At 43.6% G+C, this 15,999-nt stretch carries 14 protein-coding genes; all 14 read left to right on the top strand.

All coding sequences use genetic code 11. The features are described 5' to 3' along the window. Positions 1-152: 152 nt before the first annotated feature. The 14 genes from paaB (at position 153) to CKV81_RS05390 (ending at position 15,999) form a co-directional block, all read left to right on the top strand. Complete coding sequence (gene paaB, locus CKV81_RS05465) at positions 153-434, top strand: 1,2-phenylacetyl-CoA epoxidase subunit PaaB (RefSeq protein WP_095071205.1); 282 nt, start codon at positions 153-155, stop codon at positions 432-434. Between the two features lie 84 nt (positions 435-518). Further along, a complete protein-coding gene (paaC, locus tag CKV81_RS05460; protein ID WP_095071202.1) occupies positions 519-1,259 on the top strand; it encodes a 1,2-phenylacetyl-CoA epoxidase subunit PaaC in 741 nt (246 codons plus the stop codon). 95 nt (positions 1,260-1,354) lie between these two features. Further along, the gene (gene paaD / locus CKV81_RS05455; RefSeq protein ID WP_095074284.1) at positions 1,355-1,810 is read left to right on the top strand and encodes a 1,2-phenylacetyl-CoA epoxidase subunit PaaD; all 456 of its coding nucleotides are present in this window, start codon (positions 1,355-1,357) and stop codon (positions 1,808-1,810) included. Between the two features lie 69 nt (positions 1,811-1,879). Then, complete coding sequence (locus CKV81_RS05450) at positions 1,880-2,677, top strand: enoyl-CoA hydratase/isomerase family protein (protein WP_095071200.1); 798 nt, start codon at positions 1,880-1,882, stop codon at positions 2,675-2,677. A gap of 51 nt (positions 2,678-2,728) precedes the next feature. Next, a complete protein-coding gene (locus tag CKV81_RS05445; RefSeq protein WP_095071198.1) occupies positions 2,729-3,088 on the top strand; it encodes a four helix bundle protein in 360 nt (119 codons plus the stop codon). A 36-nt stretch (positions 3,089-3,124) separates the two neighbouring features. Then, positions 3,125-4,279, top strand: a complete 1,155-nt coding sequence (locus CKV81_RS05440; protein ID WP_095071196.1) for a 3-hydroxyacyl-CoA dehydrogenase NAD-binding domain-containing protein — start codon at positions 3,125-3,127, stop codon at positions 4,277-4,279. A 280-nt stretch (positions 4,280-4,559) separates the two neighbouring features. Then, the gene (locus CKV81_RS05430; protein WP_095071192.1) at positions 4,560-4,973 is read left to right on the top strand and encodes a PaaI family thioesterase; all 414 of its coding nucleotides are present in this window, start codon (positions 4,560-4,562) and stop codon (positions 4,971-4,973) included. A gap of 204 nt (positions 4,974-5,177) precedes the next feature. Continuing rightward, a complete protein-coding gene (locus tag CKV81_RS05425; RefSeq protein ID WP_095071190.1) occupies positions 5,178-5,723 on the top strand; it encodes a transposase in 546 nt (181 codons plus the stop codon). Between the two features lie 66 nt (positions 5,724-5,789). Then, positions 5,790-8,282, top strand: coding sequence for a phenylacetic acid degradation bifunctional protein PaaZ (gene paaZ / locus CKV81_RS05420; RefSeq protein ID WP_095074281.1), 2,493 nt, complete (start codon positions 5,790-5,792; stop codon positions 8,280-8,282). A 724-nt stretch (positions 8,283-9,006) separates the two neighbouring features. Then, positions 9,007-9,390: a GxxExxY protein gene (locus tag CKV81_RS05410; protein WP_407641679.1), complete on the top strand. Its 384-nt coding sequence runs from the start codon at positions 9,007-9,009 to the stop codon at positions 9,388-9,390. 376 nt (positions 9,391-9,766) lie between these two features. Then, entirely contained in the window at positions 9,767-10,459 is a 693-nt protein-coding gene (locus CKV81_RS05405) for an SMUG2 DNA glycosylase family protein (protein ID WP_095074276.1), read from the top strand. A 296-nt stretch (positions 10,460-10,755) separates the two neighbouring features. After that, complete coding sequence (locus CKV81_RS05400) at positions 10,756-12,684, top strand: polysaccharide biosynthesis protein (protein WP_407641678.1); 1,929 nt, start codon at positions 10,756-10,758, stop codon at positions 12,682-12,684. Between the two features lie 91 nt (positions 12,685-12,775). Further along, positions 12,776-13,600, top strand: a complete 825-nt coding sequence (locus tag CKV81_RS05395; RefSeq protein ID WP_095071186.1) for a polysaccharide biosynthesis/export family protein — start codon at positions 12,776-12,778, stop codon at positions 13,598-13,600. A 14-nt stretch (positions 13,601-13,614) separates the two neighbouring features. Next, entirely contained in the window at positions 13,615-15,999 is a 2,385-nt protein-coding gene (locus tag CKV81_RS05390; RefSeq protein ID WP_095071184.1) for a GumC family protein, read from the top strand.

Raw genomic sequence — 15,999 nt, 5'->3', positions numbered from 1 at the left:
TGTAACAATGTAACAATGTAATAATGTAACAATGTAATAATATAACAATGTAACAATGTAACAGTCAGATTGGTAAATTGATAAATTGGTCTATTGGTAAATTGATACATTGATAAATTGTTACATTAATAAAATCCCGTAATTTTTGAAATATGAGTAATTTAGATATGTGGGAAGTTTTCATCCAGACCAAACCGGGGCTTTCCCATAAGCACGCCGGAACAGTGCAGGCAGCAACCGCAGAAATGGCGCTGCAGAATGCCCGTGATGTTTACACCCGAAGAATGGAAGGTACGTCGATTTGGGTGATACCCAGCAAATATGTGGTAACAAGTGAAGGGATGGACAAGGAAGCGTTCTTTGATCCGGCAGATGACAAACTCTACCGCCACCCGACCTTTTATCAGATCCCTAATGATGTGAAAAATATGTAGTCTTGTACCTCAAATGTACAATGTAAAATGAATCAAAACCATTAACTGTACTTTGTACCCTGTACACCGTACATTTTACATACAATGAAAAACTACCTCCTGAAACTTGCCGACGATACCCTGATCATGGGGCAGCGACTGGCTGAATGGTGCGGAAAAGGGCCTTATCTGGAAGAAGATATTGCGCTCACCAATATTGCGCTGGATTATCTGGGGCAAAGTTCAAACTTTTATAAATACGCCGCGCAGCTCCAGGGTGAAGGGAAATCTGAAGATGACCTTGCATTCCTGCGCTACGAACACGAGTACCTGAATGCGCAACTGGTTGAATTTCCAAACGGAGATTATGCGCAGACGATCCTCAAGGTGTATTTTTTTGCCGCTTACCAAAAGCTTCTTTATGAAAGGCTCTCTGCCAGCAGTGATGAGCAGCTTTCCGCATTGGCTCAAAAATCCCTGAAAGAAGTTAAATACCATTACACGCATGCCTCAACCTGGGTAAAGATGTTTGCTCAGGGAACTGAAGAAAGCAGTACGCGCCTCCAGAATGCACTCAGTAATCTCTGGGAGTATACCGGCGGTTTGTTTGATGAGGTTGATGGCGAAACGGATTTGGTAAAACTGGAGCTGATTCCGGATTCCAAAACGCTTTATGCAGACTGGAAAAATTTGGTTTCAGAAGATTTTGAAAAATTCGGAATAGAGATTCCTGAATCAGAATTTATGCAGAAGGGCAGCAGAAAAGGCGTTCACACCGAGTATTTCGGCTACATCCTCTGCGAACTGCAATATATGCAGAGAGCGTATCCCGGCTGTGAATGGTAGAAATAATGTGTTAATGAGATAATTTGAAAATTTGGAAATGAATAATCCTAAATTTTAAATTGTCTTTAATAATTTTCAAATTGGAAGATTTTCAAATTTTTACATTGCTTAAGCAAATCCCGGATCCCGAAATTCCCGTGATCAACATTGTGGAACTCGGCATGGTTCGGGATGCCAGAATGGTTTCGGAAAACGAAGCAGAGATCACCGTCACACCCACGTACTCTGCCTGTCCGGCGATGTATAATATTGAGGAAGACATCATTAATTTATTCAAAGAAAACGGAATTCAGGCAAAAGTTACAACGCAGATGTTTCCCGTTTGGACAACCGATTGGATTACCGGTGAAGCCCGCGAAAAACTGAGAAATTACGGCATCGCACCGCCCGAAATAGGCGCTGATGAGGATCATCTGAACATTCCAAAAAAATGTCCGCGCTGCGGCTCGGAAAATACACGGCAGATTTCAAGATTCGGTTCCACGCTTTGCAAGGCAAGTTACCAGTGCAGCGACTGTCTGGAGCCTTTTGATTATTTTAAATGCCATTAAGATTAAATTTACCAAATGAACAGTGTATCTGTTTAACAAGCAATAGTTTATACTTTAAAATTTTATAAAATGAACAGCCAGTTGGATATTGAAAGTAAGCTTGATGGCAAGCTGCAGATAATTTACCTCAACCGTCCCGAATCCTTTAACAGTTTAAATGCAGATTTACTGAAAGAACTCCGCGGGAAAATTTCAGCGTTTAATGCAGATGAAAATGTACGTTGCATCGCGGTTTCAGGCCGGGGAAAAGCCTTCTGCTCCGGACAGAACCTGAAAGATGCGCTTGCTATGGAAACCGGTGGAAACCAAAAAGTGATCCAGAAAATGGTGACCGATTATTACAATCCGCTCGTTTTGGAGATCACCAACTGCAGCAAGCCGGTCGTGGCGCTCGTCAATGGTCCTGCAGTGGGTGCCGGAGCCATGCTGGCACTGATTTGTGATTTTGCGGTGGCCACGGAAAGCTCGTATTTTTCTCAGGCATTCTCCAACATTGGTTTAATTCCGGATACCGCGGGAACTTATTTTTTACCGAAACTTCTGGGCCGTCAGCTGGCGCATTATCTGGCGTTCACAGGAAAAAAACTTTCTGCGCAGGAAGCGAAAAATCTCGGTCTGATCGCCGAAGTTTTTGCTGATGAAGAATTTAACGGTAAATCTCTTGAAATTCTCGCTCAGATCGCGAATATGCCGACAAAAGCCCTGGCACTAACCAAAAAAGCCTTTGCAATGTCCTACGACAACTCGCTCGAAAAACAGCTGGAACACGAAGGCATTCTTCAGCAGGAAGCCGCCGAAACCTCAGATTTCCGCGAAGGCATCGCCGCATTTATTGAAAAAAGGCAACCGGTTTATAAAGGGAAATAATTTGTTAATTTGAAAATGTGCTAATTTGAAAATAACGGTGCAAAAAGTGAGATGAGAAACGACAGAGAAAATATTATCGTTGCAAAAACCTTTGACTTTGCTTTAGAAATTATTGATTTTTCAGAGGTGTTTTTTAATATGAATCGTTTTTCTTTGGCCAATCAGATTTTCAAAGCTGGAACATCAATAGGTGCAAATGTACGGGAAGCACAAAATGCAGAAAGCAAAAGTGATTTTATCCATAAAATGAAAATTGCTGCGAAAGAGGCAGACGAAACCGAATATTGGCTCTTGTTGTGCCAAAAATCTGAAAGGCTAAATTCGCCTCCCGAAAAATTAATTTCTGATTTAAAAGAAATTATTTTGATTCTCTCTAAAATTATTTCAAGTTCTAAAACCCGTCAGGGTTAACATTTTCAAATTCTCAAATTGACAAATTCTCAAATTATGAACAAAGTAGGAATCATCGGCTCCGGGACTATGGGAATCGGCATCGCACAGGTGGCGTCAGCAGCCGGTTGTGAAGTTTTCTTATACGATGCCAGTGCCACGCAAACGGAGAAATCACTTGCCGGTCTTCAGAAAACCCTGAATAAACTCGTTGAAAAACAGAAAATTTCATCTGAAAAATCGGAAGAAATCTACGGGAACATCACCTCCTGCGCATCGATTTCCGAATTTAAGAAATGTGATCTGGTAATCGAAGCCATCATCGAAAATGCCGAAATTAAAAAGAGCGTTTTCGCTGAGGTTGAAAGTACGGTTTCTGATGATTGCATTATCGCATCGAATACGTCGTCCATTTCCATTACTTCGCTTTCCGCAGATTTGGAAAAACCGGAGAGATTTATTGGAATTCATTTTTTCAATCCTGCACCTTTAATGCCTTTGGTGGAAGTGATTCCCGGGCTCTTGACGCGGGAAAATTTACCGCAGCAAATTTATGATTTAATGAAATCCTGGGGCAAAGTTCCTGTGATTGCGAAAGATATACCCGGCTTTATCGTCAACCGGATAGCACGACCTTTCTACGGCGAAGCCTTGAGAATCGTCGAAGAAAATATCGCCACGCCGGAACAGGTGGATGATGCCATGCGCACTTTGGGCAATTTTAAAATGGGACCGTTTGAACTGATGGATTTAATCGGTGTTGACGTAAATTTTGCCGTAACCACCACGGTTTACAAAGATTATTTCTACGATCCGAAATACAAACCTTCACTCCTCCAGCAAAGGATGAGCGAAGCCAAACTTCACGGCAGAAAAACGGGGAAAGGTTTTTACGGGTATGCAGAAAACGCTCAAAATCCTGTTGCTGAAAAGAATGAGGCGCTGTATCAGCAAATTTTTATGAGAATCATTTCCATGCTTATCAACGAAGCTGTAGAAGCCAAACGTTTGAAAATTGCCTCCGATGAAGACCTGGAACTCGCGGTGCAGAAGGGCGTCAATTATCCAAAAGGACTGCTGGCTTGGGGTGAAGAAATTGGTTATTCAAAAATATCCGAAACTTTAAAAAATCTTCACGATGAATATCAGGAAGAACGCTACCGGCAAAGCCCTTTATTGCTAAAATTACAATTTAAAACTTTTAACCTGTGAAAACCAGTATTTTAACCCGTCAAAATATTATCCGTTCTTTTTTGAGAGCGTTGTTTGCGATAGCTTTGATTGTTGTCTTTAAATGGGTTTTTGCCAAATTTTTCAATATCCATTTTTTTACCTCAAATAACATAACATATTATATAATTTTCTTTCTAATATTTTTCGCAGCCAACCTAATCAGCAATGGAAAAGATATCAGCTGGAAAGATCTTTCTAAGAACCAAAAAAATAAATAAATTTTCAAATTAACTCATTTTCAAATTTTCAAACTGAAAATATGACTCCCCTCGAAACAGCCCAGTACATGCTCAATAAGGACGAATTCTCAAAATGGATGGGAATCAAACTCATTGAAGTACGCGAAAAATATTGCTTGATTGAAATGCCGGTTAAGGAAGAAATGATCAACGGGCTGAAAACCGTTCACGGCGGAATTACCTTTTCTCTGGCGGATTCTGCGCTCGCGTTTTCGTCCAACAATACGAACGATGCTTCTGTGGCGCTCAACTGCATGATCAGTTTCACGAAGGCCGTTCGCCTCGGTGATACGCTGACCGCGGAAAGCATTTTGATAGCCGATACCCGCAAAACCGCAGTTTACGATATTACCGTTACCAATCAGCATAAAGTAATGGTGGCGACGTTCCGTGGAACAGTGTATAAAATTGATAAAAAAGTGACGGATTTGTAAACGTGATGTGTAGAAACGCGATTTATCGCGTTTCAATTATACGACCAAATTGCATTTATCGCGTTTCAATTATACGACCAAATTGCATTTATCGCGTTTCAATTATACGACCAAATTGCATTTATCGCGTTTCAAATAAAATATTAAAACGTATATCTAAAAATTCTATAAAAAATATTAAACGCGATAAATCGCGTTTCTACGATGGACAAATTTCAAAATAAATACCGTATCGGATCGGCACGGCTGAAAAATTGGGATTATGGAAATAATGCGCCTTATTTCGTAACGATCTGCATTCGGAATCATGAAAAATTGTTCGGTGAAATTTCAGACGGTAAAATGATATTGAATGAAAACGGTGAAATTGCCGAAAAAATTTGGATGGAAATTCCAGAACATTTCAATTACGCTGAATTAGGTTGTTTTGTTGTGATGCCGAACCATTTTCACGGAATTATTTGCATTAACAAATTGAAAAAAGAAATTACTGTTGAAAAGCAGTCGGTTTCAATAGTAAATGGAGGTTTTGCCGGAATAAAAAATCCCATGCTGAACGAGAATATTTCCCGTATTGTCCGTTGGTATAAAGGAAGAGTTACATTTGAAATCCGGAAAAATTATCCAAATTTTGAGTGGCAGAGCAGGTTTTGGGACCATGTCATCCGCAATGAAGAATCATTTAACAGAATTGAAAATTATATCCAAAACAATCCTAAAAATTGGGTTGAGGATAAATTTCATTTTTAGTTGAATAAAAATACAAATTCAAAATATAATTTAAATATTAAACGCGATAAATCGCGTCTCTACACAATTATGAAACTAAAAAACTATATCGCCGGACAGTGGATAGAAGGCACAGGAGAAGGTATTCCACTATACAACGCGGTTAACGGTGAACTGGTCGCAGTTTCCGATACCGATGGAATCAATTTCGACGAGGCGCTTCAATACGGAAGAACGGTAGGCTACAGAAATCTGTCGAAAATGACGTTCTACGACCGTGGCGAAATGCTGAAGAAAGTAGCACTTTACCTGCTGGAAAGAAAGAAAAAATACTACGAACTTTCTTATAAAACCGGTGCGACCCACTCCGATTCGTGGGTGGATATCGAAGGAGGTTTCGGGACGTTTTTCACCTATTCCGGCTTGGCGAAAAGAATGCTGCCCAACACTCCGTTTTGGGTAGATGGCGATGTTCAGAAGATTTCAGCAAACGGAACGCACCTCGGGACACATATTTTAACGCCAAGTGAAGGTGTTTCGGTGCAAATTAATGCCTACAATTTCCCGGTTTGGGGAATGCTTGAGAAATTGTCGACCTCACTTTTGGCGGGCGTTCCCGGAATTGTGAAACCTGCCACGCCGGGTTCTTATCTTACGAATGCCGTTTTTCAGGATATGATTGAAAGCGGTTTGCTCCCGGAAGGCGCCATTCAGCTGGTCTGCGGCGAGCCTGGCAATATTTTGGATTATGTACAGGACGGCGATTCTGTGCTGTTTACAGGCTCCGCATACACGGGACGAAAACTCAAGTCTTTACCGTCCATTGCCGGAAATGCCGTGCGTTTCAATATGGAGGCCGACTCTTTGAATGCTTCAATTCTTGGCCTGGATGCAAAACCCGGAACGCCCGAATTTGACCTGTTCATCAGGGAAGTCCGCAACGAAATGACCACCAAAGCCGGACAGAAATGTACCGCCATCCGCAGAATTATCGTTCCCGAAAATTGGGTGGGAGATGTGCAGAATGCTTTGTCTAAGGCTTTAGACCAAACCAAAATCGGAAATCCACTGAACCGCGAAACCCGGATGGGTTCCATCGTCGGCAAAAAAGAACTCGAAGTTTTAAGCCAAAAATTAGAAAAACTGAAAGCCGAAACCGAACTCGTTTACGACGGCCAACACGAACTGGTGGATGCCGATTTCGAAAGCGGTGCCTTTATGTCGCCGAAAGTATTCTTCAACGATAAACCTTTTGAAAAAAATATTTCTCACGAACTTGAAGCGTTCGGTCCGGTTTCCACAATGATGCCGTACAGGGATGCGGAAGAAGCGGCGGCTTTGGCAAAGCGCGGAAAGGGAAGTTTGGTCGGCTCCATCATCTCACACGACGAAAAATTTGTTGCCGAAACTTCCTGGAAAATGGCTTCATCACACGGCAGGATTTTCGTTCTGAACCGTGATAATGCCAAAGAATCAACTGGTCACGGTTCACCTTTGCCAACGCTGATGCACGGCGGCCCCGGAAGAGCGGGCGGCGGCGAGGAAATGGGCGGACTTAACGGGCTCCATTTCTTCTTACAGAAAACCGCAATTCAGGGTTCGCCCGATATTCTCACGGCGATTACAAAAGTTTATACGCAGGGCGCTGATAAAAAATATTCTGACAAACATCCGTTCCAGCAATATTTTGAAGAAGTGGAAGTGGGCGACTCCCTCGAAACCGCGGGAAGAACCGTCACAGAAGCCGATATCGTGAATTTTTCCAATGTTTCGTGGGATCATTTCTATGCACATACCGATGCAACCAGTCTTTCAGGTACAATTTTCGACCAGCCTGTGGCGCACGGATATTTTATTTTATCCGCAGCAGCCGGCCTGTTTGTTTCAGGCAAAAAAGGACCGGTGATTGCGAATTACGGCCTCGAAAATGCGAGTTTCTTCAAACCGGTTTATGCAGGAGACACGATTACGGTTTACCTCACAGCAAAAGAAAAAATCAACCGCGGCGTCAAAGGCAGGAATATTCCGTCCGGTGTGGTGAAATGGCTCGTGGAAGTGGTAAACCAGCGCGAGGAAGTGGTTTGCGTGGCTACAATTCTAACTTTAGTAGCGAAAAAATCACCGTTCATCAGTTTAAACAAAAAGGAAATTCAGAAAATTTTAAACGGGCTCACTCCTGAAACCCAACCAAAGTTTGGACTGATGACGGCGCAAAATATGCTTGAACATCTGGAAGATTTCCTGCATTTCTCCGTCGGAAAAACGCAGCCACCACTCCTCGAACAGAACGAAGAACAGCTGGAGAAACTCCGCGACTGGCTCTACAAACATAAACCGATTTCCCAGGGCTTGAAATACGAAGGGCTTCCTGAGAACGAAAACGCACCGCTCCGCTACAGAAACCTGGACGAAGCCAAAGCGAAATTCCTGGAAAGTTTGACCGAATTTTTAATTTATTATAAAGAAAATCCGCTCGCAGAGCACAATCATCCGCTGTTTCACCAACTCAACAAAGAAATGTGGGAGCTGTTCCACCGGAAGCATTTCACGTATCATTTCGAGCAGTTTAATTTAATCTAACAATACATCAATGTAACAGTGTGCCAATCCCGTTTATCAAAAATGATTACATTGTCAAATTGTCAAATTGTTACATTGTTACATTGTTACATTGTTCCATTGTTCCATTGTTCCATTTTTACATTGTTCCATTGCTGAATTGATTCATTGTTTAAAATAAAGATGATGACTGAAAATGAAATTACATATTTAATTCGGAAGGCGATTTTTTTTAGTAATCTTTGAATTTTTAATCCGTACCAATCCGCGCAATCCGTGTCAAAAACATGTGTTGAACACTAAATCTTCAATTTAATAAATCTGTGTAAATCTGTGCCATCCGTGCGAAAAAACACTTTGAAGTAAATTTTTAATTTTGTAATCAGTGCAAATCCGTGCCATCCGTTCGAAAAAACACGTTGAAAATTTGAGTAGTAATTTTTCACTTTATTAAATCTGTGTAAATCTGTGTAATCCGTGGGAAAAAAATGTGTTCAACAGTAATATTTTAATTTTGTAATCAGTGCAAACCCGTGCCATCCGTTCGAAAAAACACGTTGAACATTTGAATAGTAAATTTTCACTTTATTAAATCTGTGTAAATCTGTGTAATCCGTGCGAAAAAACACTTTGAAGTAAATTTTTAATTTTGTAATCAATGCAAATCCGTGCGAAAAAAAAATAACCAAAAACCTGAAAAACACCAGCGCCCTACCGCTGGATTTCCCCTTCTTTTAAAATGGTGATGATGACTGAAAATGAAATTACATATTTGATTCGGAAGGCGATCTTTGAAGTGTACAATATTCTAGGTCCAGGTTTGCTTGAAAATGTTTATGAAAAAGCGTTGGCTATAGAACTTGAAAATCAGGGATTGGAAGTGCAGTGCCAACTTCCGCTGTGTGTTGAATATAAGGACACTGATTTAGGATTAGGTTTTAGAATCGACATTTTGGTGGAGCAAAAAATAATAATCGAAGTGAAATCAGTTGAAGAATTAAGTCCTTTCCACCATAAACAACTATTGAATTATCTTAAACTTACAAACAGCCATCTAGGAATTTTAGTTAATTTTAATACCAATAGAATTGACAAGAATATCGTAAGAATCGTTAACGGTTATCTTTAGCCACATGTGCATAATTACACCAATGATCTTAAATAGTAGTTTATCAATTTATAAACAGCGCCACGCCGTGCCATCCGTGCGAAAAAACTGTCCTGAATAGTAAATTTCCAATTTATTGAATCTGTGTAAATCCGTGAAATCCGTGCAAAAAAACCTGTGTTGAACAGTAAATCTTCAATTTATTAAATCTGTGTAAATCCGTGCAATCCGTGCGAAAAAACACGTTGAACATTTGAATAGTAAATTTTCACTTTATTAAATCTGTGAAAATCTGTGAGATCTGTGCGAAAAAAAAACTGTGATGAACAGTAATTTTTCAATTTTTAATCAGTGCAAATCCATCACATCAGTGCAAAAAAAAATCCTGTGTGAAACAATGAAAACCTTCGGCCAAAAAGTAGTCCATTTCAACAAAAACCTGAAATACACCGGCGCCCTTCCCCCGGATTTCCAGGTAATGAACCCGTTTCTGGACAATCCCGAGACTCTCACCGTGATGCAACAGTTCTACGACAAATTTTACAGCGATACCCGCACTCGGAAATTCCTCATCGGCATCAATCCCAGCCGTCATGGGGCCGGCGTTACCGGCGTGCCGTTCACCGATACCAAGAATCTCGAAAAACACTGCGGCATCACAATGAAATCCGCGCGAACCCACGAAGTTTCTTCGGTCTTTCTTTACAATATGATTGAAGCCTTTGGCGGAGCGGAAAAATTTTATTCACAGTTTTATATCAATTCGCCGTTTCCGCTGGCAATTACAAGAAAAGGAAAAAACGGCGTTTACCTCAATGCCAATTATTACGACGACAAAGCACTGTTCAGTTGCGTAGAAGATTTCATGGGGGAATCTTTGAAGAAGCACATCAGTTTGGGACTTGAGACCTCAGAAGTTTTTGTACTGGGAGTAAAAAATGCGGCTTTCCTGAAGAAAATCAATGACCGTGAAAAACTGTTTGGGACAATGACCGTTTTGGAACATCCGAGGTACATCCAGCAGTACAGGTCGAAGGACAGGGAGATGTTTATTGACAAATATTTATTGGCCTTCAGCCGGGAGCTGTGAGATACAGGGTGCTGCTCTTTTTGGCGGTGGAAGGTCTCACAGGGGATACAATGGGCTTTATGAAAGAAACATGTCAAAAGCATTAGGGCGGTCGGCGTAGCACGGCGCCTTTGTCAGGCTGAAAATTTGTAGAAAAGCAGGGAATTGGTTAAAATCAAATGTTAAATAAATTGTTTTTTTCCGGGAACTGATTATTTTTGCATGAAGAATGGTTCTGAGCACTCACGGCCGTTTTTTTAGTAAATTTGTCGGTAATATGCGGTGCTGCTGTTTTTTTACGTATAATTAATACACAGATGATGAACGTTAGCGACCTTAGGAAAAGGGTGTACGCCGGTGATAATATGATCAGCCTTACGGATATCCGTTATCTGCCCCGGTGGGTCATTCTTATGCTGGATATCCTTATTCTTGTCATTTCATTTGCACTGTCTTATGTTATACTCGATAATCTGGGCGTAGCGCCGTTGCAGACCATTCCCCAGTCCTGGAAGTGTGTCCTCGTCGTAGGGGTCAATGTAGGCTTTATGTTTGCGTTCAGAACGTTTGCCGGCATCATCCGGCACTCCACGTTTGTGGATATCTTCAAGCTTCTGCTTGCGGGGGTGTGCACACTTATGGTGCTTGTGGCCGTTAATGTGGTGTCCTCTTTAACTTACGGCACAAGGCTCATCCGTATGCCGGTTCTCTTTATCTACTTCACGGTATCGTTTCTGTCCCTCTTCCTGTTTCGTTTGGTGGTAAAGGAATTCTTTCAGATTGCGGGCGAGCTGCGCCGGAGCACCAGGCGAAAGAGGATTTTGGTGCTGGGGATCACCCAGCAGTCCATCGCCATTGCACGAGCCGTTCTCGATAATCCGCAGTTGCCGTACCAGGTCGTGGGATTCCTCACCCAGCGGTCAGATTCGCGGAACGCCAAACTACTGGGCAAACCCATCATTTCGCGCCGCCGGCTTGAAAATACTGGCAAAGACAGGTTGGGCATCCAGGGCGTTTTGCTCATCCGGGAAGCACTGGATAAGGAAGAGATGAACAGCTGGGTGAATCTGTTTCTGGAAAAAGACCTTCAGATATTTAAAGCACCTTCAGTTCAGAAATTGAGAAGCGGCGATATGAATGCGCAGATCAAAAACCTGCAGATCGAAGACCTCCTCAACCGTAAACCGATTAAGATAGAAAACGATGAGGTCAAAAGAAGGCATTTTGAAAAGAATATCCTGGTCACCGGAGGGGCCGGCTCTATCGGCAGCGAGATCGTGAGGCAGGTGGCGCAGTTCAGCCCCTCGCTCGTGGTGGTCTTGGATCAGGCGGAAACACCCCTGTATGAGATTGAGTTGGAGGTACGCGAGAAGTTTCCCCATATCAATTTCAGGTTCGCAATGGTCGACGTGGCAAATTACAGCCGCCTGGAGCCGCTTTTTGATAAATACAGGTTCTCCATGGTCTATCATGCTGCGGCTTATAAGCACGTGCCGCTGGTGGAGGACAACCCTCAGGAAGCCATTTTTACAAACATTTTGGGCAGCAAGAACGTGGCCTGTCTGTCCAGCAAATATAACGTCAACCGCTTTGTGATGATCTCTACCGATAAGGCGGTCAATCCTACCAATGTGATGGGGGCTACCAAACGGGCCGCGGAGCTCTTCGTCCAGTCTTTGCAGAACCTGGAAGGCAACACAACAAAATTCATCACCACCCGTTTTGGAAATGTGCTGGGATCCAACGGTTCAGTCATTCCTCTGTTTAAAAGGCAGATCGAAGCCGGTGGGCCGCTCACCATTACGCATCCGGATATCGTCAGATATTTTATGACCATTCCTGAAGCGTGTGAACTTGTCCTTCAGGCTGGTACGATGGGCGCCGGCGGCGAAGTCTTTGTCTTCGATATGGGCCAGCCGGTCAAAATTGTGGACCTGGCGCGCAGGATGATCAAGCTGTCAGGTTTTGAGCCCGGCGTGGATATGAAGATCGTGTACACCGGCCTGCGACCGGGAGAAAAGCTGTATGAGGAACTGCTCAGCGATAACACCAAAACCCTGCCGACACATAACGAGAAAATCATGATTTCTAAGGATCCGACCATGAGCTATGCGGAAATTGATGAGCTGGTCACCAGGATTGTAGAGGCCGCCTCCGGCGCCGCCAAAGTAGAAGTGGTGAAGATTTTGAAAAAGATCGTGCCCGAATTTAAAAGCAACAATTCCGTCTACGAAATGCTGGATTAGGGTATAGTGATTTGGAATAATATTTGCACACTGCGACAGGATTTTTTTCACTGTCAGCGATAATTAATATATTTGCGTTTTGAAGCACATAATGAATTTTAGATTTCTCTCTTTTCTGTTTTTAGCGGTATCATTCAGTTCCTGCTCGGTTTTTCAGAAGAAGCCCGATGCTGAAAGCGAACTCAATTATCTCAAGAATATTGAGCAGATTGCCGAGGAGACCTCGGTCCGCACCGCACACAGCACCATCCAGCAGGGCGATCAGCTCGTGATTACCGTCATGGCTAAGGATCTGGACGTGGTGAAGCCGTTCAACCAGAATTATTCCTCTGGGGAAACCCTGGCCAATGCGCAGCCGGGAGGCAATGTGAATGCGGTGGTTGCACCGGCAGCAGGGCCTACCTACACGGTAGATTCCGAAGGCATGATCGATTTTCCGGTTTTGGGTAAACTCAGCACGACAGGGAAGTCCATAGATGAATTTAAGAATGAACTGAGAGGCAGGCTTACCCGCTACATCATTAACCCTACCGTAAGCATGAAGCTGGCGAATTATAAAGTGACGGTGCTGGGTGAAGTCAACAGGCCGGGGGAATATACCATTGCTGATGGTAAGGCGACTCTGTTAAGTGCTTTGGGGCTTGCCGGCGATCTCACCATGTACGGGAAAAGGGATGACGTTTTGGTCGTACGCAATGTGGACGGTGTCATTTCTAAGGAGCGCATCAATTTGGGGGACGCCTCCTTCATTACTTCTCCTTACTATCATTTAAAACAGGGCGATGTCATTTATGTATCGCCGAACAGAAGCCGCGAAATTGCCGCCCGGCAGAACCCGAATACCGGCCTTTATATCTCGATCGCATCAGTAACACTGGGGCTCTTGGGGCTTCTGGTGACAGTATTTAAAAAATAAGATTTATTTGTTTGATGGACAGTAACCAAGTCGCTGCACCTGCAGAAAATCCGGAAGAATCCGAAATCCACATCAGTGAAATTGTCAGGCCATACATCCGCAAATGGCCGTGGTTTGTACTTAGTGCGCTTACAGCACTCCTTTTGGCTTATTTTTACCTTAAGTTTACGACACCCGTTTATAATGTAAAGACGACGGTGCTCATTAAAGATGCCAAAGCCAACAATTTCGGCGGAAGCGGAATGGAAGCCGGCGTCCTGCGCGACCTTTCGGGAATCGGCGGGATGAGCACCAACAGCATCGACAACGAGATTGAAATCTTCAAATCCAAGAAGCTGATGCGCGAAGTGGTGTCTGCGAAGCATCTCGAAACCGTCATCATGTCTGAATCCGGACTGTCTGAAAAAGAACTGTACGGCGACACCGCACCCGTGACGGTGAACGTCATCAATGAAAAGAAAAACGCAGAGTTTCCAAAAGAACCGCTAAATCTGGAAATCAAAGGCGATAAAATTATCCTGACCTCAGAGGAACTTCCGAAAAAGATAGAAACCACGGTGAACCGTACCGTCAGTCTGCCGTATGCCAATATTATCATTGTGAAGAATCCGGCATTCGATGCCGTTAAAGCCGGCGAAATCGGGGACCTGAAGCTGTACATCAGCGCCCGGGAAGGACGCGTGGATGAACTGCAGAAAGCCACCAATGTCAGTCTGGTGAACAAAGATGCAACGGTCATCGGGCTGGATATGAACTACCCCCAGACCGACAAGGCCAAAACAATACTGAACACACTCGTAGATGCCTATAACCGCGACGCCCTGAATGACAAAAGAGGGGAGTCCGAGCAGACCATGGCCTTCATCGAAGAACGGATCGCAAAAGTGTCGGACGAACTGGGCGATGTGGAAAATCAGAAGGAAAGGTTTAAAGCGGCCAACCGCGTCACCGATATTGAAACCGAAGCTAAGATTAATTTGGAAAGCTCTGCAGCAGCAAGGGCCAAGCAGCTCGAAACCGATGCCCAGCTGGAACTGACGAACGCTCTGATCAGTTATGTGAACCGCTCCGGTTCGTATCAGGTGCTGCCTTCCAATGTAGGGCTGGCCAATCCTGAAGCTACCGCCAACATCAGCGCCTACAATGCCCTGGTTCTGGAAAGGAACCGTTTGCTGGAGTCGGCAACGCCGCAGCATCCCGCGGTGGTGGAAGTAACCAAGCAGATCTCGAACCTGAAGGGTGCCATTTCCCAGAGCCTGCAGAAAAACAGGACCGGACTTGAACTGGCCCGTAACCAGTACCAGTCTGAACAGAACCAGGTATCGGGAAAAATTTCAAAACTTCCGGCGATCGAGAAGATGTTCAGAGGTATTGAAAGACAGCAGCAGATCAAGGAAAACCTCTATCTTCTATTATTGCAGAAACGTGAGGAAACAGCGATTTCCCTGGCGGTCAAAGGAAATAAAGCCAGGATTATTGATCAGGCTTACGCTTCCACTGCTCCTGTGGCTCCTAAGAAAATGATTATACTTTTGGGGGCACTGGCGTTGGGGCTTCTGTTACCGTTTGCGTTCATCTACCTGAAAGAACTCTTCGACAACAAGGTGAAGTCGAAACACGACCTCGAAAAGCTCTCCCATGCCCCGGTAATCGGCGAGCTTCCTCGTGTCGAAAAAGGCGAAGAGGAAATCGTGAGACCGAACGACCTCTCACCGATGGCCGAAGCCTTCAGGATTCTCATTACCAATATGAACTTTATGCTCCCTAAGAAAGATACCGCCAAAGTGGTCTTCGTCACCTCCACGGTGAAAGGGGAAGGGAAAACCTTTACTTCGGTGAACCTGGCTTTAACCCTCGCGACGCCAAGCAAAAAGGTGCTCATCATTGGCTCAGATATCAGGAATCCACAGCTGCAGCGATACAATACCGCCAGGCGTGGTTTGAAAGGCCTGACTGAATATCTTTATGATGAAACCACCAGGGTTTCTGATATTTTGCACCAGACCACTTTTAACCCGCACTGCGATGTTATCTACTCCGGCAGTATTCCGCCGAATCCGACCGAATTGCTCAGCAACGGCAGGTACGAGAAACTTTTGGATGAACTGAGGGATGATTACGATTATATCATTTTGGATACGGCACCGCTCATGTTGGTAACCGATACCTTCCTGTTTGCAGATCTCGCAGATGCAACCATTTACGTAGCCCGTTCTGGCTATACAGAGAAAGCTCTGATCGAGTTTGCCAATAAGAATATCGACCAGAAAAAAATCAGAAATGTGGGCTTCGTGCTCAATGATGTGGAGAAGGATTACTTCGGTTACGGCAACAAGTATGGGTATGGGTATAGTGCTAAAGAGAAGAGTTTTTTTGAGAAAATAAAAGACAGGTTATAA

It is taken from the genome of Chryseobacterium taklimakanense, from assembly GCF_900187185.1.
Lineage (GTDB): Bacteria > Bacteroidota > Bacteroidia > Flavobacteriales > Weeksellaceae > Planobacterium > Planobacterium taklimakanense.
Note: the sequence above shows the minus strand (reverse complement) of the source record. Positions and strands in the feature narration are given on the sequence as shown.

Excerpts from the sequence above, each read along its gene's own strand:
- paaB (WP_095071205.1), top strand. The coding sequence starts at position 153 with ATGAGTAATTTAGATATGTGGGAAGTTTTCATCCAGACCAAACCGGGG.
- paaC (WP_095071202.1), top strand. The coding sequence starts at position 519 with ATGAAAAACTACCTCCTGAAACTTGCCGACGATACCCTGATCATGGGG.
- CKV81_RS05450 (WP_095071200.1), top strand. The coding sequence starts at position 1,880 with ATGAACAGCCAGTTGGATATTGAAAGTAAGCTTGATGGCAAGCTGCAG.
- CKV81_RS05445 (WP_095071198.1), top strand. The coding sequence starts at position 2,729 with ATGAGAAACGACAGAGAAAATATTATCGTTGCAAAAACCTTTGACTTT.
- CKV81_RS05440 (WP_095071196.1), top strand. The coding sequence starts at position 3,125 with ATGAACAAAGTAGGAATCATCGGCTCCGGGACTATGGGAATCGGCATC.
- CKV81_RS05430 (WP_095071192.1), top strand. The coding sequence starts at position 4,560 with ATGACTCCCCTCGAAACAGCCCAGTACATGCTCAATAAGGACGAATTC.
- CKV81_RS05425 (WP_095071190.1), top strand. The coding sequence starts at position 5,178 with ATGGACAAATTTCAAAATAAATACCGTATCGGATCGGCACGGCTGAAA.
- CKV81_RS05410 (WP_407641679.1), top strand. The coding sequence starts at position 9,007 with ATGATGACTGAAAATGAAATTACATATTTGATTCGGAAGGCGATCTTT.
- CKV81_RS05405 (WP_095074276.1), top strand. The coding sequence starts at position 9,767 with ATGAAAACCTTCGGCCAAAAAGTAGTCCATTTCAACAAAAACCTGAAA.
- CKV81_RS05400 (WP_407641678.1), top strand. The coding sequence starts at position 10,756 with ATGATGAACGTTAGCGACCTTAGGAAAAGGGTGTACGCCGGTGATAAT.
- CKV81_RS05395 (WP_095071186.1), top strand. The coding sequence starts at position 12,776 with ATGAATTTTAGATTTCTCTCTTTTCTGTTTTTAGCGGTATCATTCAGT.
- CKV81_RS05390 (WP_095071184.1), top strand. The coding sequence starts at position 13,615 with ATGGACAGTAACCAAGTCGCTGCACCTGCAGAAAATCCGGAAGAATCC.